Annotated in this window: 18 protein-coding genes; 15 read left to right on the top strand and 3 right to left on the bottom strand. The window is 49.0% G+C overall.

Going from position 1 to position 20767, the window contains the following annotated elements; all coding sequences use genetic code 11:
* Positions 1–77: 77 nt before the first annotated feature.
* Positions 78–578: a glycine cleavage system protein R gene (locus C2M29_RS00865; protein ID WP_105187919.1), complete on the bottom strand. Its 501-nt coding sequence runs from the start codon at positions 576–578 to the stop codon at positions 78–80.
* A gap of 315 nt (positions 579–893) precedes the next feature.
* On the opposite strand from C2M29_RS00865, the gene C2M29_RS00855 reads away from it, so the two are divergent.
* The 10 genes from C2M29_RS00855 to C2M29_RS00810 all read left to right on the top strand — a co-directional run bounded on the left by C2M29_RS00855 (position 894) and on the right by C2M29_RS00810 (position 11843).
* A complete protein-coding gene (locus C2M29_RS00855) occupies positions 894–3125 on the top strand; it encodes an ABC transporter permease subunit (protein ID WP_105187917.1) in 2232 nt (743 codons plus the stop codon).
* A 16-nt stretch (positions 3126–3141) separates the two neighbouring features.
* Positions 3142–4791 (top strand): phosphate ABC transporter permease PstA, encoded by a 1650-nt coding sequence (gene pstA / locus C2M29_RS00850; protein WP_105187916.1) that lies wholly within the window; start codon positions 3142–3144, stop codon positions 4789–4791.
* 29 nt (positions 4792–4820) lie between these two features.
* Positions 4821–5645, top strand: a complete 825-nt coding sequence (pstB, locus tag C2M29_RS00845; protein WP_105187915.1) for a phosphate ABC transporter ATP-binding protein PstB — start codon at positions 4821–4823, stop codon at positions 5643–5645.
* Positions 5646–5704: 59 nt separating this feature from the next.
* Positions 5705–6406 (top strand): phosphate signaling complex protein PhoU, encoded by a 702-nt coding sequence (gene phoU, locus C2M29_RS00840; RefSeq protein WP_105187914.1) that lies wholly within the window; start codon positions 5705–5707, stop codon positions 6404–6406.
* Between the two features lie 266 nt (positions 6407–6672).
* On the top strand, positions 6673–7350 hold the full coding sequence (locus C2M29_RS00835) for a TIGR00153 family protein (RefSeq protein WP_105187913.1): 678 nt from the start codon (positions 6673–6675) through the stop codon (positions 7348–7350).
* Between the two features lie 72 nt (positions 7351–7422).
* Positions 7423–8691 carry an inorganic phosphate transporter gene (locus tag C2M29_RS00830; RefSeq protein WP_105187912.1) on the top strand — a complete coding sequence of 423 codons (1269 nt, stop codon included), beginning with the start codon at positions 7423–7425 and terminating at the stop codon, positions 8689–8691.
* A 99-nt stretch (positions 8692–8790) separates the two neighbouring features.
* Positions 8791–9705, top strand: a complete 915-nt coding sequence (locus C2M29_RS00825) for a hydrogen peroxide-inducible genes activator (RefSeq protein ID WP_105187911.1) — start codon at positions 8791–8793, stop codon at positions 9703–9705.
* 116 nt (positions 9706–9821) lie between these two features.
* On the top strand, positions 9822–10364 hold the full coding sequence (locus C2M29_RS00820) for an RNA polymerase sigma factor (protein WP_105187910.1): 543 nt from the start codon (positions 9822–9824) through the stop codon (positions 10362–10364).
* Positions 10354–10962: a hypothetical protein gene (locus C2M29_RS00815; RefSeq protein ID WP_158684624.1), complete on the top strand. Its 609-nt coding sequence runs from the start codon at positions 10354–10356 to the stop codon at positions 10960–10962. The genes C2M29_RS00820 and C2M29_RS00815 overlap by 11 nt, the downstream gene beginning before the upstream one ends.
* Positions 10959–11843 (top strand): hypothetical protein, encoded by an 885-nt coding sequence (locus C2M29_RS00810; protein ID WP_105187908.1) that lies wholly within the window; start codon positions 10959–10961, stop codon positions 11841–11843. Before C2M29_RS00815 ends, C2M29_RS00810 begins: the two co-directional genes overlap by 4 nt.
* Before the next feature lie 135 nt (positions 11844–11978).
* Here C2M29_RS00810 and C2M29_RS00805 read toward each other — a convergent pair whose 3' ends face one another.
* Entirely contained in the window at positions 11979–12182 is a 204-nt protein-coding gene (locus C2M29_RS00805) for a hypothetical protein (RefSeq protein ID WP_105187907.1), read from the bottom strand.
* A gap of 287 nt (positions 12183–12469) precedes the next feature.
* Positions 12470–14971 (bottom strand): two-component system response regulator, encoded by a 2502-nt coding sequence (locus tag C2M29_RS00800; RefSeq protein ID WP_105187906.1) that lies wholly within the window; start codon positions 14969–14971, stop codon positions 12470–12472.
* Positions 14972–15111: 140 nt separating this feature from the next.
* Here C2M29_RS00800 and queA point away from each other — a divergent pair, with 140 nt between their 5' ends.
* The 5 genes from queA (at position 15112) to secF (ending at position 20750) form a co-directional block, all read left to right on the top strand.
* On the top strand, positions 15112–16152 hold the full coding sequence (gene queA, locus C2M29_RS00795; protein WP_105187905.1) for a tRNA preQ1(34) S-adenosylmethionine ribosyltransferase-isomerase QueA: 1041 nt from the start codon (positions 15112–15114) through the stop codon (positions 16150–16152).
* 224 nt (positions 16153–16376) lie between these two features.
* Positions 16377–17501 (top strand): tRNA guanosine(34) transglycosylase Tgt, encoded by a 1125-nt coding sequence (tgt, locus tag C2M29_RS00790; protein ID WP_105187904.1) that lies wholly within the window; start codon positions 16377–16379, stop codon positions 17499–17501.
* A gap of 80 nt (positions 17502–17581) precedes the next feature.
* The gene (gene yajC, locus C2M29_RS00785) at positions 17582–17920 is read left to right on the top strand and encodes a preprotein translocase subunit YajC (protein WP_105187903.1); all 339 of its coding nucleotides are present in this window, start codon (positions 17582–17584) and stop codon (positions 17918–17920) included.
* 13 nt (positions 17921–17933) lie between these two features.
* Positions 17934–19793: a protein translocase subunit SecD gene (secD, locus tag C2M29_RS00780; protein WP_105187902.1), complete on the top strand. Its 1860-nt coding sequence runs from the start codon at positions 17934–17936 to the stop codon at positions 19791–19793.
* 12 nt (positions 19794–19805) lie between these two features.
* On the top strand, positions 19806–20750 hold the full coding sequence (secF, locus tag C2M29_RS00775) for a protein translocase subunit SecF (RefSeq protein WP_105187901.1): 945 nt from the start codon (positions 19806–19808) through the stop codon (positions 20748–20750).
* Positions 20751–20767 lie beyond the last annotated feature (17 nt).

Genomic DNA, 20767 nt, shown 5'->3' with positions numbered 1-20767 from the left:
TAATTTATTGCGGAAATGTGACCGGAATATGACATCGGCGGTCGCCTATGAGCTATTCCGGTCGCAAGTGTTTAGACCTAGTTTTCGATATCGACTATGACATCCGAGGTTATAGACTCTAAGGCCTCTACGACCACGTCACGGCTCATTCCCGCCGGCAAGGATACCGTGGCCATGGCACTGAAAATTGGCACGCCCCAGTTCGGTGCGCTTTGCTGCTTTGATGTTAAATGGGTGATATTGGCGCCCTTATGGCGGATCACCGTGGCCAACTCTTGCACTATGCCCGGGCGATCATTTCCAGTGATCACCAGATTAATCTGTTCGCCCGTTGTGGCATCGGTGAGCTCGCCTGATTCCACGCGAATTTCCAAATGAGCAATGCTGTGTAACGCATCCTGTAACTCGCGCAGATGCTCTTCGGCCACTTCGACCTGGACGATACCGGCAAACTTACCGGCAAGATGAGAAAGGTTACTGGCCAGCCAGTTACCATGGTGACTAAGGATAACGGAAGAAAGCTCTTCTAACAGGCCGGGACGGTCTTGGCCAATTACGGTTAAAACTAACTGCTGCATAGGTTACTGTCTCTTTATTATTGTGAATGAAAAGCCCGTTTAAGGGAGCATATAAAAACCTCAGTGAAATCGTTAAGGTAATGTTTATTATGAATTTTTTTAACGGTTTGAATATTTATTCAAATCTTTCATCAGCAAGTATTGACCCCATTTTTGAGTTTGTCCAATTGTTTGCAACAGGTTGGTCAAATCCTGAACACTATGTGTGATGGGGAATGAAAATTAAGCTTTTCGTAGCAGTTTTGGCGCCATGTAACAAAACTGTCATTTTGATGAAATATAATCCGCGCATCGTCAAGATCTAAGGGTAAGTTGATGACTTCCAATCCGCAAAAACTGTCATTTAGCACGGATAGAAGCCGTCTGTTTAAAGACAAAATAGCTCAGTTTAGTATTACCTCTGGCGGGGTAATGGTACTCGTTGCGCTGTTGCTGATATTTTTCTATCTCCTCTACGTGGTACAGCCTATTTTTGAATCGGCTCATGTACAAGAGCGTTCAAGCTTCGCAGTAGATCAACAAGAGATTGTTGGTCTTGGCCTTGAGGAGCAAACCGAGATTGCGTATTTGCTGAAGCGCAGCGGCGATGTTGATTTTTACAACATTCAAGAGCAAGGCTTTGGTGCACAGATTGCCGAGCTTACGACGGAACTACCGGCCGCGGTATCCAGCTTTGCGACCAGCGCTCCACACCTGGGCTTGTATGCTTATGGTTTGGACAACGGTGAGGTGATGATTGTAAAGCCAAGCTTCCAGGTCAGCTTCCCTAATAACCAGCGTCAGCTTACGCCAGTGCTTAACTACCCCTTGGGTAGCAAGCCGTTAACGGCCGACGAGCAGGGCGCAGCCATCAAGCGTTTTGCCTTTTCCAAGAGTGAAGACAAGGTGGTCGTGGTGGCACTGACCGCCGACAAGCGTGTGGTATTTAGCGCCTATGTGGGTGAAGAAAACTTTATGACCGGTGAGGTTGAGTGGGTTGCCGAGCAAACCGAACTTGATATCGATGGTCGTATTGATGAGCTGTTGATTTCTCCCGATGGCAGCCGTGTCTTTGTGCGTTCCGCCAACCAGATTTACATTTTCGACAGCCGCTACGCCGACGACGTGCAACTAACCCAGGTTCTGGCGGCGAACGAAGAAAACGCTAATATTGTTTCTGCGCAGCTACTTGCCGGCGCTAACTCCTTGATGTTGGCCAACGACAACGGCGAAGTGTCGCAGTGGTTTGAGGTGAATACCGAAGACGGCAAGGAATTTAAGAAAATCCGTGCCTTCGAAACCTCAAAGCAAAAAGCCATTAATATTCACTCTGAATTTTACCGTCGCACCTTCTTCACCACAGGTGCCAACGGTGAGTTAGGCCTGTATTACACCACCAGTGAAGCCAAGCTATGGCAAGGAAAAGTGGCCGAAGGAGCTATTAAGAACTTTGCCGTTGCTCCGCGCGCCAATGCCGCGCTCATTCTTGCCGATAACAAGGTAAGCGTGCTGGAAATTGAAAACGAGCACCCGGAAGTAACCTGGTCGGGTCTATGGCAGGAAGTCTGGTATGAAGGCTACCCTGAGCCGGATTACATCTGGCAGTCAACTTCGGCCAGCGATGACTTTGAATCTAAATTCTCTTTGGTACCTATTTCATTCGGTACTTTAAAAGCGGCCATGTACGCCATGCTGTTTGCCGTGCCAATCGCCTTGTCTGCGGCCATTTACACCGCCTACTTTATGTCGAGCGAGCTACGTAAGGTGGTTAAGCCAACGGTTGAAATTATGGAGGCTCTGCCAACGGTTATCTTAGGTTTCTTAGCCGGTCTTTGGTTGGCGCCGTTAATCGAGGAAAACCTCCCGGCCATTATTGCCCTCTTGGTGTTGTTGCCAATTGGTATTCTGACCACGGCCCTGGCCTGGACCAAGCTGCCAGAGCATATTCGCCACCGTATTCCAGAAGGGGCGCACTCGATTATCCTTATCCCTGTAGTGTTGTTTATAGGTTGGTTGTCATTTGCCATGAGCGGCAGCATCGAAGCCTGGTTGTTCGGCGGTAACGTGCGTCAGTACATCACCAATGAGCTGGGCATGACCTTCGACCAACGTAATTCACTGGTTGTAGGTATCGCCATGGGCTTTGCGGTTATTCCAACTATTTTCTCTATTGCCGAAGACGCGGTATTCAGCGTGCCTAAGCACCTGTCGAACGGCTCATTGGCACTGGGTGCTACCCAGTGGCAAACCCTTGTTCGCGTTGTACTGCTGACCGCCAGCCCGGGTATCTTCTCGGCGATTATGATGGGCCTTGGTCGTGCCGTGGGTGAAACCATGATCGTATTGATGGCCACGGGTAACACGCCAATTATGGATTGGAGCATTTTCCAGGGTATGCGTACCTTGGCGGCCAACATCGCGGTAGAAATGCCGGAGTCAGAAGTAGGTAGTTCGCACTACCGTATTCTTTTCCTTGCCGCCTTTGTGCTGTTTATTTTCACCTTTGTCTTTAACACGCTTGCTGAGTTTGTTCGTCAGCGCCTGCGTGAAAAGTACAGCTCACTGTAATTAGAGGAGAAACGACATGATAAGACAGTGGTTTAAGTCTGGTTCTCCTTGGATTTGGATGACCGGTGGTGCGGTAAGCATCAGTTTAATTTCGGTAATCGGCCTGTTGGCTTTGATAGCATGGCGCGGTTTAGGCTTCTTCTGGGCCTCACCGGTACACGAATTTCATATTCAGGGCTCGGTAGAGCAGCATACGGTAATAGGTGAAATCTATGACCGTGAAGTGGTGCCGGCCAGTCGTGTACGTCAGTCCGGCGTTGACCTGGGCGACTTTCAGGGTGAAGAGCTAACTCGTTACCTGATCAAAACTGGTAACCGTGAATATGTGGAGTTGGATTTCCGTTGGATTTTGGAAACCGATATCCAAAGTCAATCGACGCCTCACAATTTGGCGGTATTCGAGCGTTCTAAAAACGGTAACTTCTACGGCTATATCGAGCAGGTGATCGAAAACGGTCAGCCGGTACGGGGCGACAAGGTCGAAAAGCTTGAAGAGCTGGTTGAACGTGCGGTGGAGCTTAATGAACAAGCCCTTGATCTGCAAAATGGCGACATTGGTCATATTAACTACGAGCTCGAGCGCTTACGTCTAAAAGAGCGCGCCTATGAACTTGATAACGAGCTGACTCACGAACGCGCGGCAGAACTGGAAGCCCAACGCCAGGCGTTGCGTGATCAATACAAAGAGCTGGAAAAAACCTTATTCCAACTACGTGATGACGCCAAGCGCGACCAGGTTGTGGTCAAAGACATGCGCGGCGAAATGGTCACTTTGCCTCTTTATCAGGTGCTGGATTTCTGGCTACCAAACGACATGGGCTTTTTCGCTAAGGTCGGCCATTACTTTGGTCAATTAGGCAAGTTTATTGCCGACGACCCCCGTGAAGCAAACACCGAGGGCGGGGTGTTCCCAGCCATCTTCGGTACCGTATTTATGGTTATGCTGATGGCGGTGATTGTGACGCCATTCGGCGTGGTTGCGGCCATTTATCTGCACGAATATGCGGCGAAGAACGCGGTGACCAAGATGATCCGTATCGCGGTTATTAACTTGGCCGGTGTGCCTTCGATTGTATACGGTGTATTTGGTCTAGGTTTCTTCGTTTACATGCTAGGTGGCAGCATCGACCAATTGTTCTACCCAGAGGCCTCGCCAAGCCCGGTATTCGGTACTCCGGGCGTGATCTGGTCGGCCTTAACCTTGGCCATCCTGACCTTGCCGGTGGTGATTGTTTCTACCGAAGAAGGTTTATCACGTATTCCAAGTCAGGTACGTCAGGGCTCCTTGGCGCTAGGCGCGACCAAGGCGGAAACGCTATGGCGCATTGTGGTGCCCATGGCCAGCCCGGCCATTATGACGGGTCTGATCCTGGCGGTTGCCCGAGCGGCTGGTGAGGTAGCACCACTGATGCTGGTGGGTGTAGTAAAAATGGCACCGACCTTACCGCTTGATGGTAACTTCCCTTATGTGCACTTAGACCGTAAATTTATGCACCTGGGTTTCCATATTTATGATGTTGGCTTCCAGAGCCCGAACGTAGAAGCTGCGCGCCCACTGGTATATGCCACCGCATTCTTGTTGGTAACAGTGATTATTGCTCTGAACATCACGGCAATTGGTATTCGTAACCATTTGCGTGAAAAGTTCCGCGCGCTAGACAACTAATGTAAAGAATTGAGATAGGTAAAAACGTTATGATTACAGTTGCACCCGAAGTAAACGCAGCGAACACGCAAAAGTTGGACTTAACTAATCTGACGCCAGAGCAAACTGCATTACAGATTAAAAACCTCGATCTTTACTACGGCGACAAGCAAGCGCTTAGCGATGTCAGCATGGATATCCCTAAGGGCCAGGTAACCGCCTTTATCGGTCCATCGGGTTGTGGTAAATCGACACTTTTACGTTGTATTAACCGCATGAACGATCTGGTTGATACCTGTCGTATCGAGGGTCAAATCCTGCTGCACGGTGAGAACATTTACGACAAGCGCGTCGATGTGGCGGCACTGCGCCGTAATGTCGGCATGGTATTCCAGCGTCCGAACCCGTTCCCTAAGTCGATTTATGAGAATGTGGTTTATGGCCTGCGGTTACAAGGCATCAAAGACAAGCGCAAGCTGGACGAAGTGGTAGAAAGATCACTGCGCGGCGCAGCTCTTTGGGATGAAGTAAAAGATCGACTGCACGACAGCGCATTTGGCCTTTCCGGTGGTCAGCAGCAGCGTCTGGTGATTGCCCGTTCAATCGCCATCGAGCCTGAAGTACTGCTTCTGGATGAGCCGACCTCTGCACTTGATCCAATTTCAACCTTGGTTATCGAAGAGCTGATCAGCGAATTAAAGAACAAGTTTACCGTGGTGATCGTTACTCACAACATGCAACAGGCGGCACGTGTATCGGATCAAACCGCGTTTATGTATATGGGTGAATTGATTGAGTACGCCGATACCAATACCCTGTTCACCACCCCGAGTAAAAAGAAAACCGAAGACTATATCACTGGTCGTTATGGTTAAGCTGTGATGGGCGTAGCAATGCTTGCTATCATTATTAGGTAAGAATTAAGAAGGCCATTATGGAACACAATATTAATAAGCACATCTCTGGTAAGTTCAACGAAGAGCTGGAAAATGTGCGTAACCATGTATTGAGCATGGGTGGTTTGGTTGAACAGCAACTAAATAGTGCGCTTGACGCTGTCGCCAAAGGCGATACTGAATTGGCTAAGAAGGTCAAAGAAAACGATTACCGTGTGAATGCGATGGAAGTCAATATTGACGAAGAATGCACACGCATTATCGCCAAGCGCCAACCGGCGGCGAGCGATTTACGCCTGGTTGTTGCCATTGCAAAAACCATTGCCGATTTAGAGCGTATCGGCGACGAAGCCGAGCGCATCGCCAAGGTTGCGCTGGACTCCTTTACCAAGGATCAGCAGGGCTTGTTGGTGAACATGGAAAACATGGGTCGCCTGGTGTCAAAAATGCTGCACGATGTGCTCGATGCCTTTGCTCGTATGGACGCGCAAAAAGCGTTTGAAGTACACAAGGCCGATGAAAAGGTCGACCGTGAATACGAAGCGCTGACGCGTCAGATCATGACCTACATGATGGAAGACCCACGCTCTATTCCTCGTGTAATGGAGCTGATCTGGTCGGTACGTTCATTGGAGCGTATTGGCGATCGCTGCCAGAATATTTCCGAATATGTAATCTACTTTGTTAAGGGTAAAGACATTCGCCACGTGTCACAGGACACGATTGCGAAAACCATCTAACGGGTAGTAAAAATGCCAGGGCAGAAAGGATTTTTGCCCTTTTTCATGCTTATATTTCTCATTGCCTTTGAGTTGGCAAAACAATGATGAATTGAGCATGAAAATTCATGCGTTTGGGTGATTAATAAGGTAAAATTACGCCCGAAGCATAAAGATGCAAATCGAAAATAAATTTAGATTAGCCGCGACTATAGGAGTAATCCTAAGACGTTTCTATGACTTATTTATGACGATTTTATTGCAAACTAAGATTCAAAGGGTCAGTTATGCCTAGTAATGCGTTTTTAGGGGTTTTTGCAAAATCGCCTATTAAACCAATCGAAGATCATATTAAAAAGGTGCATAAAGCCAGCGCCATGCTTATTCCGTTTTTTGAATGTGTATTTGAAAAACAGTGGCATGAAGCGGAAGAATTGCGCCTTAAAATTCGCTCACTAGAACGTGAAGCGGACGAGTTAAAACGTGAAATCCGTCTTAACTTGCCACGTGGTTTGTTCCTTCCAGTTGAGCGTACCGATCTCCTCGAGCTGATCACTCATCAAGATAAGATTGCTAACAAAGCAAAAGATATTGCCGGTCGTGTTGTCGGTCGTGAGATGACAATCCCAGAGACCATCCAAAAAGACTTCTTGCAATACTTATCTCGTTGTGTGGATGCAACAAAACAAGCATCAAAAGCTATCAATGAACTTGACGAGTTGTTGGAAACCGGTTTTCGTGGTCGCGAAGTAACACTGGTGGAAAAAATGCTTGTCGAGCTTGATGCTATTGAGCAAGACACTGACGACATGCAAATCAGATTGCGTCATGAATTACGTCGCATCGAAGACACAATGAATCCCGTTGACGTGATGTTCTTATACAAGATCATCGAATGGGTGGGTGATTTAGCAGATATCGCTGAACGAGTAGGTGCTCGTTTAGAAGTACTGTTAGCCCGTTAACATTGCCAGGATTTAACCCAGTGAAAGGCTCGGTGTTAAATCACACAAAGTTAAAAAAATAAGGTTTTTCTGATGGATATTATTTCGTCCTACGGTACCGTGTTAGTGCTTGTAGCCGCAGCGGTAGGTTTCTTCATGGCTTATGGTATCGGTGCAAACGATGTTGCCAACGCCATGGGTACTTCTGTGGGCTCTAAAGCTCTAACGATCAAACAAGCAATCATCGTTGCGATGATTTTTGAATTTGCCGGTGCCTACTTGGCTGGCGGTGAAGTAACATCAACGATCCGTAAAGGTATTATTGATGCCGCCCCATTTGCTGATATCCCTGAGCTCATGGTTCTGGGTATGATTGCCGCGCTCTTTGCAGCGGGTAGCTGGTTATTGATCGCCTCTTTCCTAGGCTGGCCTGTATCGACTACTCACTCAATCATTGGTGCCATCATTGGTTTCGCCCTTGTTGCCGTGGGCAGTGAAGCGATTCAGTGGACTAAGGTTGCAGGCATAGTAGGTAGCTGGATTGTCACCCCGGCAATCTCTGGCTTTATCGCCTACCTTATCTTTATGAGTGCACAAAAGCTGATCTTCGATACCGAAAAACCGCTTGAGAACGCCAAGCGTTTTGTACCTCTGTATATGGGTCTGGCCGGTTTTGTTATGTCGCTGGTAACGATCAAAAAAGGCTTAAAGCACATAGGTATTAACATGGGCGCAGTGGAAGGTTATCTGCTTTCTATCGGCATTGCCGTTGTTATTGCCATTATCGGTAAAATCGTTATCCAACGCTTGAAGATGGACCCGAAAGCTGACAAGAAAATGCAGTTCAACAACGTTGAAAAAGTGTTTGCGGTATTAATGGTTCTGACCGCCTGTTGTATGGCCTTTGCACACGGTTCAAACGACGTAGCTAACGCTATTGGTCCACTTGCTGCGGTAGTTAACATTGTTGAAAACAATGGTGAAATCGCTAAGAAAGCAGCCCTTGCCTGGTGGATTCTACCTCTTGGTGGTATTGGTATCGTTGTTGGTCTTGCGCTACTAGGTAAGAAGGTAATTAAAACCATTGGTGAAGGCATCACTCACCTAACGCCTAGCCGTGGTTTTGCTGCCGAGCTTGCCGCTGCCTCTACCGTTGTTATCGCCTCGGGTACGGGTCTGCCTATTTCTACCACGCAAACCTTGGTTGGTGCGGTATTGGGTGTAGGTATGGCCCGCGGTATTGCTGCACTTAATATGAGCGTAATAAGAAATATCGTTGTTTCTTGGGTAATTACGTTGCCTGTTGGTGCCGCACTTGCTATTGTAATCTTCTACATATTACGAACAGCATTTGGCGTATAAAGCGTAGGCGTCAATCGCCTACCACGACTAAACAGTCTTTTAGCTTGAAAAGATCTCAACGCCCTAGGTGTTGGGGTCTTTTTATTTGTGAGCATAAATATGACGAACCTACCCAGTATTAAGCAGCTTCAGTATCTCTTAGCCGTACACCAGCATCAGCATTTTGGCCGCGCCGCCGCCGCTTGCTATATAGGTCAGTCGACCCTGAGTAGTGCCATTCAAAACCTCGAAGAAAACCTTGGGGTGCAGTTGATCGAGCGGGAAAATCGTAGCCTGATGTTTACCGCTATTGGCGAGGAAGTGGTAGAAAAGGCGAAGAAGATCATTGACGATACCATGAGCGTTAAAGAGCTTACTCGCAGCCATTTGCATCCGTTGAGCGGCTCGCTCACTATCGGCATTATTCCCACCATCGCCAGTTTTATTGCTGCGCCGCTGCATTGTTATTGTAAGGCAACCTTTAAAGATCTGGACTTGGTGCTGGTAGAAGACACCAGTGATAACCTGCTTGATAAGCTCGAGCATGGCCATATCGATATCGCCTTACTGGCCTTGCCATATGAAACAGGTCGTTTTCATACCCAGGTTCTCGCCAAGGATAAATTTTACCTGGTGCATCATAAGGACTATCACATTGATTCGGAACTGGATTACAACCTGCTTCCGGAGCACAGCGTGTTTTTGCTGGAACGCGAACACTGTATGACGGGTCATGCCCTGAGTGCCTGTAATTTAGAGCGCGCCAGTTGCATTAATCCTTTTGAGGCCAGCAATCTGCATACCCTGCTTTCCATGGTGGAGTACAAGCTTGGCGTAACCTTCTTACCGCAAATGGCGCTGAATGCCGGAATTTTAGACTCCAAGCCTTTGTTGGCGGTGAGCTCGGGCTCCGATGCGCACCGTGACGTTGGTTTGATTTGGCGTAAGACCACGGGACGTATCGGCGACTTTCGTCTATTCAGTGATAAGGTGGGCGAATTTCTTCGCACCTGCTGCACCGTGGGTAGTGAATAACAGTATTTTGAAAGCGGCTTAGGCCGCTTTTTTTATAAATAAATTAAATTTTTCCAAACTTTTTCCAGCTGCCTTGCAACTAACCTAATAACACAATCAATTGATTGCCTAATTACGTGATATTTAACTCAGAACAACGGCTAATAAAAAAAGCGCAAAGCGGTAGCAGTAAAGCCTGGCTTGCTCTGGTGAAGCGCCACGAGAAAAGGCTGTATAACCAGTGTCTCAGGTTGCTTCAACATCCCGACGATGCCCTTGATGTTATGCAGGAAACCTTTATCAGTGCATATCAAGGGTTGAGCCAGTTTAACGGTCATAGCCAGCTGCATACCTGGTTGTTTCGCATTGCCTATAACAAGTCAGCGGAGCATTTTCGCCGCCATCGACAGCATCAAAATATGGACGAGGTGGTTGAGCCCTGCAGTAACGTACTGCATATGGAGCGCCCGCTGATGCAGGCACAACAAAATCAACAGCTGTTAGCGGAGCTCGCCAAATTACCGTTCGAGCAAAGGGTCGTGGTTGAGATGAAGTTTTTCCAACACTGTACCTTTGACGACATTGCCCAGCAGTTGGATTTATCGACCAATACGGTAAAAACACGTTTGTACGCGGCGTTAGGTCGTTTAAAGCCGCAATTGGAGGTTAATGATGGCTAAGCAAAATGATCTTGAAGCGATTTTTGCCCGATATTTGGAAGGTGAGGTGTTGAGCGCGGATGAAATGGCGGCACTGACTCACGACCCTATGTTTGGATCCTTGCTTAAACAGGCCGAGTATTGGCAGGGGGCTGTCGAACGGCTTGAAGAACAAGCGGTTCCAACGCATTGGCTGCCTGAGCTGGTCTTTCCATCGACACCGACCTCAAGTCAGTATTTACCCTGGGTAGCCGCTGGCGTCATGAGCCTTGCCATGCTCTTTGGTGGTTACCAGGTATATGGCACGAACCAGCAGTTGGTGGCGCAAATTCAACAGCAACGGCAAACGCTGGCGGTACAAAAACAGCAGATGCAGCAGTTAAGTGAGGCCCTTATGGCACAGTCGCAGTGGCAAAAGCAAGCCCTAGCGGATATAGCCACTCAAACCGTAGATATTGCCCGCAGCGAGCGACAAAACGCCATGGCGACCCTGGTTGATTACATCAACACCCAGCGCGCCCAAGATAACGCCTATTTGCGTATGCAGCTCAATGATATTGCAGAACAAATTGAACAACAGCCGCCTTATAGCACGGCTTACAACACAGAGAGTAAATGATGAAAAAATACATAATAGCAAGCGCCGTTGCGCTCGGTGTAAGTGCTTTTGCTGGCGTGGCGCAAGCCGGTGAGTTTGACCAGGTGCAACGTCAAATTGGCATAGTGGAAAATATCCTTGGCACGGCGTTGAAACAGGATTTAGACCAGCACTCGGTGCAGGTCTCCAGCACCTATTTGGCCGAGCAGGGAGTGTTATACCGGATTCGTTTGGATAACCACTTTGTGTTTGTCAGTGAGTTCGAGGATATGCCGTTACCGCCACTGCCGCCCGAGGCGGTGATCACCGCCGATTCTGTGACCATGAATGACGGTCATATGGAATTCGTTAATGGAGAAGTCGTTGGTACCGAGACGAAAGAGATCATTATTTCGTTAGATGATATCCGCGAGCAATCGGAACAAATGCGCGCTGCTGCCGAAGCGCAAAGAGAGCTGAGCTTTCGCATTCGTGAATTGAACCGTGAGCAGCGGGAGCTCAAAATTCAGTCCAAGCTGCAGGATAACGATAAGGAGCTTACCGAGCAGTTGCAGGAAATAGAACGTGAAGTCGTTAAGTTGCGCGAAAAGAAAGATGCCCTTGATGCTAAAAATAAGGTGCTGGTAAAAGAAGTGAAAGAGAAGCGCTTAAAACATAAGGAAAAACAAGAGAAAAAGCAGCAGGAGCAATTACAAAAAGCGCTTACCAGCGTCGCCCGTAGCCTCTGTGATTATGGTGTGGGGATGCGCGACATCAATGATGAGCAGTTTGTAAATGTACAATTTAATCAGTCGCGTAATCAGCATATGGTGGTATTTAAAAAGGCTGATATCAACCGTTGTGTAAGTGGCAAGCTGGACCATAAAGGTTTGCTAAGCAGAGCCAAGCAATACGCATTATAGCGGACGGCCGTGCAAGCGGCTGTAGGTGGGTTGCGCGCACTAAGTGTGAGCCCCATTCGGAGCATAAGTCCAGACTATATGCCCCAGACCTTGATTCCTAAACCATACACCCAACCTAACACCCTGTAGTGAAAACTACAGGGTTGTTTTTGAGCCAAATTGGTGTTTTTCCAGGGCCGGTAGAAACAGTAGGTACACCCATACCACTAAATTAAAGTAGGGCACTAGACCCAAAGCGAGAAAGAGCTTCACCGGATAGCCTTTACGTTTGGCATGCATATAGCATTGCCCGGCTATAAACAGGTTGACGCACAAAAGTAGAGTAACTAAAAAAAACATGCCGATTTCCTTTATTTGTAGTCTTCCACACCCCTGAGTACAGGCGGCGACGCGGAGTTCCTGAACCAGTAGACTGGTTTTGCCACATTCCATTGTTGGGCCATTATTAGTTGTATACACCGCACCACCTTGGCTGCTTTGCCTTTGGCACGGTTAGCGCATTTATGGTCGTTTTACTTACACCTCGGCGATTGCCGCAATGAGCTCAGACAGACCATGAACTACTCAGTATAGACAAGCGTGTGCAGAGCAATAGGAGTACTAGCTAAAAAATAGCCAGTTAGCACTTAGTCTGATGTTTTTGCAGTGATTATTTTTTGGTTGTTTTCGAGGGCATGGAGGGGAGCCGGCTTGGCAATAAAGTAACCCTGGGCATAATCTACGCCTATCTCCTTAAGCATGCGGTAGATTTCTTTGTTTTCCACATATTCGGCAACCGAGCCCTTATTGAGGGAGGCGGCGATATCATTAATGGCCTTAACCAAGGCGTAGTCTATGGGATCACGTTGCATGTCGCGGACAAAAGAGCCATCAATTTTAACATGCTGTGCCGGTAGGCGTTTGAGATAGTCGAAGGTACTAAAGCCGGTACCAAAGTCGTCGATAGAGAAATCACAGCCCAAGGCGTTCAGGGCGAGGATCATCTCACGCGTTGCTTCCAGGTTGCCAACGCTGGCGCTTTCGGTAATTTCAAAGATCACGCGTTTGGGGTCAACGCCGTGGTCATAAAGCATGGTTTTAATATGTGGCAGCAGGCGGTCGTCGAGCAGAGATTGCGCCGAAAGGTTGATAGCAACGCGCTGAATTTCTGGATGTTCGCTTAAATCGCGAATGGCCGAGCGCACCACACATTGATCCATCAAATAGCTGTCGTTAAGCATTTCCAAAGCAGGAATAAAGTGGTTGGGGTAGATAAGCTCACCGTTAATACGCAGACGCAGCAAGACCTCATAGTAGGCGATGCGTGAGCGCTTGATATCCCAAACCGGCTGATAGTGCAGTTCAATATTATCCTGTTGCAATGCAGAGCGCACATTATGGCCCCACTCCAGCCCGGATTGCATGGCGTTACTGTGTGAATCGCTGGCGTCGTAGCAGTGTACCAGGTTGCGACCCTGACTCTTGGCGATATACAAGGCGATGTCGGCCTGCTTTAAACATTCATTGGCATCGTTGTTTTGTGCCGAGATCTGGGTTACGCCAATGGAGCAACTGATGGAGTATATTTGCTCCTGACATTGAAACTGGTGACCATCGATGGCGACACAGATGCTTTCGGCGACCATATGGGCATCGAGTAGCGCAGTATCGGGCAATAAGATGGCAAATTCATCGCCGCCGATGCGAAAGATCAGGTACTGTTCTTCGATATGTTGTAAAAACAGCTCTGCTACTTCCTTAAGCACGGTGTCGCCTTCCTGGTGCCCCTTGCTGTCGTTGATAATCTTAAAGTGGTCCAGATCAATATAGATCAGCGCATGAAGGTCGTCGCCGGTGGTTGCTTGGCACAGGGCACTGAGCTGCAAGTCGAAGTAATAGCGGTTATGCAGCCCGGTGAGGGTGTCGTGAAGCGCTAAATGTTGCAGCTTGAGCTCCGCTTGTTTGCGTTCTTCGATATTGTCGATAGAGGCGGTGATCACGGCGCTGTGATTATGATCACTGACATGCTGAAAACGGCACTCAAACCAAATCAGTTGGCCATTACTGGCCTGTAGCTGTAGCTCAACCTTACGCCGTTTTGCTTGCGCCTTAAAGACGGCGCCCAAGGCGGTATTCAGTCTGGGCCTATGAGCCTCATAGCAGTAGTCCTCCAGGCGTGTGCCAATGCTGTGCTTAAGGCCGAAGCCGGTGTTAGCCTCCCAGGCCGGGTTGAGAAAGCTGATGCGCCCGTGCTCGTCGAGCTCCATTACCACGGTATTAAGGTGCATCAGGATCCGCTGGTGTGCCGAGTAGAGTTCTTTGTACTTTTGCTGGCTTTGGCTGAGTTGCGCCACCTTCTTTTCAAATTCACCATAGCTGGCGATAAAGTCTTCACGACGGGCGGCATGATCGCAGACCTTCATCAATAAAGCGTTATCGTAGGGGCGACGGACGAAGTCGGTGACGCCACTTAAAAGCAGCTGCTCGGCATAATCCGCATCCTGGCTGTCGATAATGGTCACTATGGCCTGACTTGGGTTTCGCGCAAGAATGTTCTGCACCAGGGTGTTGGCGCTGGCAGCATTGGCGACACTGGCGTCGAGCAGCACAATTGCATAGAGCCCCTGAAGATAGGTATCGAGCGTGTCAGTGGCGCTATCGCACACCTGTACCGCAAAGTTGAGAGCCAAGGCATCGCTCACCTGTTGGGCTTTGGCGGCGTCGGGCTCTAACAGTAAAAGTTTTAACCGGCTTGATTTTTCCAGTTGCGTCGAGAGCACATTGGCAAGGGTTTGCGGTAGTAAGTCCTGACGCTCTATGGGCACCACGGCATCGATGCCATAACTGCGCGCCGTGGTTTCGGCGATACGCTCGCAGTAAAAAGGGGGCGTTAACACTATGGGGGTATGCTTGGGGGTTTTTAACAGCCCGGAGCGCACCATGCGGGAAAAGCGCCAGCCATCAATTTTGCCCACATCAAGGCCGGTGATCACTAAGCTGACGGGGCGCTCTTTCAGTAGTTGTAAGGCTTGTTGCGAGTCACTTTGTTCAATCACCTCAAAGACATCTAAGCGCCCTAATGTGCGCTTAACCACCTCGCGCTCGGCGGCATTGGCATTGATGATCATTAAACTGAGAGGCGTCGCCATGGATACTACCTAAGAGACTTAAATATATGTAAGAACTGTAGGTTATAGTGAATCAAAAGCCCAGACAAGTTAGTGCGCTTGATTTCGGATTGGGGAATCACTAGACTTGGCGCGATTTTCAGCACCCTGGAGAGCCCGACATGCGAGTGGCCGATTTTAGTTTTGATTTACCCGAAGAGTTAATTGCCCGTTATCCACAAAAGGAGCGTAGCCAAAGCCGATTACTTAAGGTGGATGGTAACAGCGGGACAACCTCTCACCATATTTTCAAAGACATTATCGACTTTATCGAACCCGGCGACCTGTTGGTTTTTAACAATACCAAGGTGATCCCAGCGCGTATGCACGGCAATAAGGCCTCCGGTGGCAAGGTGGAAGTACTGGTCGAACGGGTATTAGATGACAAGCGGGTGCTGGCCCATGTGCGCTCAAGCAAGTCGCCCAAGCCAGGCACCATGTTGCTGCTAGAAGGGAAAGCGGAAATGGAAATGCTCGGCCGTCAGGGGGAGCTTTTCGAGTTGGAATTGAAAGACCAGGGCTCGGTGCTGGAGACCCTGGAGCAAATTGGCCATATGCCTTTACCGCCGTATATCGACCGTCCCGATAATGATGAAGATAAGCAGCGTTACCAGACCGTTTACGGTGAAAAGCCCGGTGCAGTGGCGGCACCGACCGCCGGCTTACACTTTGATGAAGCGCTCATGCAGCAGCTTAAAGACAAAGGCATTGAAATGGCCTTTGTTACCCTGCATGTGGGAGCCGGTACCTTTCAACCGGTGCGTGTGGAGAGCGTTAGCGACCACCATATGCATTCGGAATACATTGAAGTGCCAGAAGAGGTGGTGGCAGCGGTGCAGGCAACCAAGGCTCGTGGTGGTCGAGTTATTGCCGTGGGGACAACTTCGGTGCGCTCTTTGGAGTCAGCGGCGAAAATGGGCGGCGGTGAGCTTAAAAGCTATTTTGGCGACACCGATATCTTTATTTTCCCCGGCTACCATTTCAATGTGGTCGATGCCATGATCACCAACTTCCACTTGCCTGAGTCTACCCTGATCATGCTGGTCAGTGCGTTCTCGGGGCAAGAGCATATTATGAATGCCTACCATGAGGCCATAAAAGAGCGTTATCGCTTCTTTAGTTATGGCGATGCCATGTTCTTAACTAAAAAAACCGCTTCTTAAGAGCGGTTTTTTATTACCCAAAAGTAAGGCCAGGCGTACACCAAGAATTACCCACTATGCAAAGGCCGGTGACTCGCTGGTATTTCTCCCCCTTTTATTTTTTCGATTTGCCCCAATTCATAGTATTGCCGTGTCAAAAAAGGTAGAATCGGGCGGTTAAATTGCGCCTAAGTTCGCAACAGTTAAGTAGAGTTGGACTGTTTTTCCGACCGATTGAGGATCACATGAAATTTGAATTAGATACAACCGATGGCAAAGCCCGTCGTGGTCGCTTGATTTTTGACCGTGGTGTAGTGGAAACACCTGCATTTATGCCCGTGGGCACGTACGGCACGGTTAAAGGCATGACTCCTGAAGAGCTAAAAGGCACGGGAGCGCATATCTGTTTGGGCAACACCTTCCACCTGATGCTGCGTCCGGGCACAGAAATCATCAAGCAACACGGTGATTTGCATGACTTTATGGGCTGGGATAAGCCGATTCTGACCGACTCAGGCGGTTTCCAGGTATTCAGCCTGGGTGCAATGCGTAAAATCTCCGAAGAAGGAGTGTTGTTCAGCTCACCAGTGAACGGTGAGAAAATTATGCTAAGCCCGGAAAAGGCGATGCAAGTGCAGCGCGACCTGGGTTCCGACATAGTGATGATCTTCGACGAGTGTACACCGTATCCTGCAACCGAAAAGCAGGCGAAAGACTCCATGGAGCTATCGCTGCGCTGGGCAAAACGTTCTAAAGAAGGGCATGGCGATAACCCGTCGGCCTTATTCGGTATCATTCAAGGCGGCATGTATCCAGAGCTTCGTGCACAATCGCAAGCAGGCCTGGAAGAAATTGGCTTTGACGGTTATGCCTTGGGTGGTTTATCCGTAGGTGAGCCAAAAGAAGACATGATCAACATCCTTGATCACTGTGCCTACAAGATGCCAGAGCAAAAGCCTCGTTATCTAATGGGGGTGGGTAAGCCGGAAGACATCGTTGAGGCGGTGCGCCGTGGCATAGATATGTTTGACTGTGTCATGCCAACCCGTAATGCTCGTAACGGCCACTTGTTTATTACCGATGGCGTGGTGAAAATTCGTAACGCCGTGCATAAAACCGATACCGCGCCGCTGGATAGCGAATGTGATTGCCATACCTGTACTAATTTCTCACGCGCGTATTTGCACCACCTGGATAAGTGTAATGAGATCCTCGGAGCGCGCCTTAATACCATCCATAACCTGCGTTATTACCAACGCCTGATGGAAGGATTGCGTGAGGCCATTGCAGCGGGAGAACTTGACGCATTCGTGGCGGACTTTTATGCTCGCCGTAATATGCCGGTTCCAGAACTCGCTGAAACAGAATAACTGCCAGCCCGCCTTTGAGCGGGCTTGCGTGTAAATTAAGACATTAAAATTAATAGTTACATACTGAAGGGGAACACCTGATGAGTTTATTTATTGCAAACGCTCATGCCAGCACAGCTGGTGCCGCACCTGCTGGTGGCGGTTATGAAATGCTAATCATGCTGGCTATTTTCGGCTTGGTATTTTATTTCCTAATCTACCGTCCACAGGCCAAGCGTGTAAAAGAGCACAAAAACCTGATGAGCGCCCTGGCCAAGGGTGACGAAGTACTTACGCAGGGTGGTTTAGTGGGTAAAATCACTAAGGTAACCGAAGACAAAGACTTCGTAACCATCGCCTTAAATGATCAAGCTGAAGTGACTGTACAGAAAGCCTCAATTTCTGCAGTGCTACCTAAAGGCACCATGAAGTCACTATAAAAAGGAAAGATACGTGTTAAATAAGTATCCTTTATGGAAGTATTTACTCGTGCTTTTAGTGCTTGCGGTAGGGGTGCTTTATGCCACCCCTAACATCTATGGCCGTGACCCTGCTATTCAGGTAACGGGCGCCAAAGGTGCCGACGCAACACTAAGCGCATTGGATTCGGTAAATACCATCCTTAGCGAAAATAAAATTGAAACCAAATCGAGCAAGCTCGAAGACGGGCAAATCCTGGTTCGCTTTAAGAACGTAGAACAACAACTAAAAGCTCAGGACATCTTGCGCGACAATTTAAGTGAAGACTACATCTCAGCCATTAACATGGCCCCGGCGCAACCTGAGTGGTTGAAGTCGATTGGCGGTAATCCGATGAAGCTGGGTCTTGACTTAAGTGGTGGTGTGCATTTCACCATGGAAGTAGACATGGTGACCGCAATGGACAATGCACTGAACCAGATGGAGCAGGACTTCCGCGCGGATTTACGTGAAGAAAAGCTACGTTATCGCACCATACGCCGAGTTGCCGGCAGCGATTCAGTGCAGGTTGTTATGCGCAGCGAAGAGGATAAAGGCGCCGCGGAGAAGTTCCTGCAAGGCCGTTATCCTGGCTATGTGTTTAGCGACGATAGTAACAACGACAGTGGCTTTGTCGTGACCATGAGCGAGCTGCGCATCAAAGAGCTGCGAGATTACGCCATCAAGCAAAACGAAACCATTATTCGTAACCGTATTAACCAAATTGGTGTGGCCGAGCCAAACGTACAACGTCAGGGTGCTGAGCGTATTATCGTGCAGCTTCCGGGTGTACAGGACACGGCACGAGCCAAAGAAATCCTGGGTGCTACGGCAACCCTAGAGTTCCGCGAAGTGGATCAAGATGCCGATCCGGGTTTGGCCATGCAGGGGCGCGTGCCGCCAGGCACAGAGATCATCATGGACCGTACGGGTCGTCCCGTGGTGCTTAAAAAGCGCGTGATCCTTGAAGGTAGTCACATTACCGGTGCACAATCGAGCCTAGATGAATACCAGCGTCCGCAGGTAAATATCTCGCTTGATTCTAAAGGTGGCGCCAAGATGGACGCTTTCACCAAGCGTGCTATTGGCAAGCCGATGGCCACGGTATTTATCGAGTACAAGCCATCCGGTGAAGTGGATGCCAACGGTAAAGCCCTGCCGCCGATCAAGGTGGAAGAGGTAATTAACGTGGCGACCATTCAGGCCCGTCTAAACCGCAGCTTCCGTATTACCGGTCTGGATAGCCCGGCTGAAGCACATAACCTAAGTCTACTGCTTCGTGCCGGTGCCCTGGTAGCGCCGATTCAAATCGTTGAGGAGCGTACCGTAGGTCCGAGCCTGGGTCAGGAAAATATCGAAGCGGGTATGACCGCCGTTGTCCTTGGTTTTGCCTTTGTGCTTGCTTTCATGCTGCTGTACTACAAGGGTTTCGGCATGGTTGCCAACCTGGCACTTGCCGCCAACCTGATTATGATTGTCGGTGTTATGTCGATGATCCCAGGCGCAGCCCTGACTTTACCTGGTATTGCCGGTATCGTACTTACTGTCGGTATGGCGGTTGATGCCAACGTACTTATTTTTGAGCGTATCCGTGAAGAGCTGGCCGATGGCCGCAGTCCGCAACAGGCGATTCACTTTGGTTACGACAGCGCCTTTAGCACCATTTTTGATGCCAATATCACCACCCTTATTGCCGCAATTATTCTGTTTGCAGTGGGTACAGGCCCAATTGCAGGCTTCGCGGTGACCTTGGCGATTGGTATTTTGACCTCAATGTTTACGGCTATTGTCGGTACCCGAGCGGTGATCAACTTGATCGTTGGCGGCAAGCGCATTGAAAAGCTGTCGATATAGGAGCAATTAAGCATGCAATTATTAAAAGTAAAAGGCACCTTGCCATTTATGAAAGCACGCAAATTGGCGATGGGTTTCTCCATCTTGCTGATCTTTGCTTCTGTTGCGTCGTTTTTCGTTAAAGGTCTAAACTTCGGTCTGGATTTCACCGGCGGTACCGCCGTTGAAGTCGGCTTCTCGCAACCGGCCGAATTAAGCACGGTACGTAAAGTACTTGCTGAAAATGGCTTTGCCGAGGCTTCGGTGCAGTTATTCGGTTCCAGTAAAGACGTACTTGTGCGCCTTCCACCCCAGGGTGAAGGCGTAAAGGCTGAGGTGATTGGTAACCAGGTGATGACGGCACTAAAACAAGCCGATGCCGATGCGCAAATGCGTCGTATCGAGTTTGTTGGCCCGAGTGTCGGTGAAGACCTCAAAGAGCAGGGCGGTTTGGCCATGCTTACCGCGCTTATCTGTATCCTGCTTTATGTGGCGCTGCGCTTCGAATGGCGTTTCGCACTGGGGGCGGTGTTCGCGCTATTCCACGATGTGGTCTTAACCATGGGCTTGTTCTCACTGCTCGGTCTTGAGTTTGACTTAACCATCTTAGCGGCCATATTGGCGGTAATAGGTTACTCACTCAACGATACTATAGTTGTATCCGACCGTATTCGTGAAAACTTCCGTAAAGTGCGTATCGACGATACCTTAGAAATTATCGATATTTCACTGACGCAAACCCTGAACCGTACCTTGGTAACATCGATCACCACCATCTTGGTATTGATTGCCTTGTTTGTATGGGGCGGTCAGACCATTCACGGTTTTGCTACGGCCTTGCTATTCGGTGTGTTCATCGGTACTTACTCTTCAGTGTACGTTGCCAGCTCGGTAGCGGTGGCGCTAGGCGTGAGTAAAGAAGACTTGATCCCGGTAGAGATAGAGAAAGAAGGTGCGGACTTAGACGCCATGCCTTAATCGCCTTTACCGCGATA

Source organism: Pseudoalteromonas sp. T1lg48, from assembly GCF_002964785.1.
GTDB lineage: Bacteria > Pseudomonadota > Gammaproteobacteria > Enterobacterales > Alteromonadaceae > Pseudoalteromonas.
Note: the sequence above shows the minus strand (reverse complement) of the source record. Positions and strands in the feature narration are given on the sequence as shown.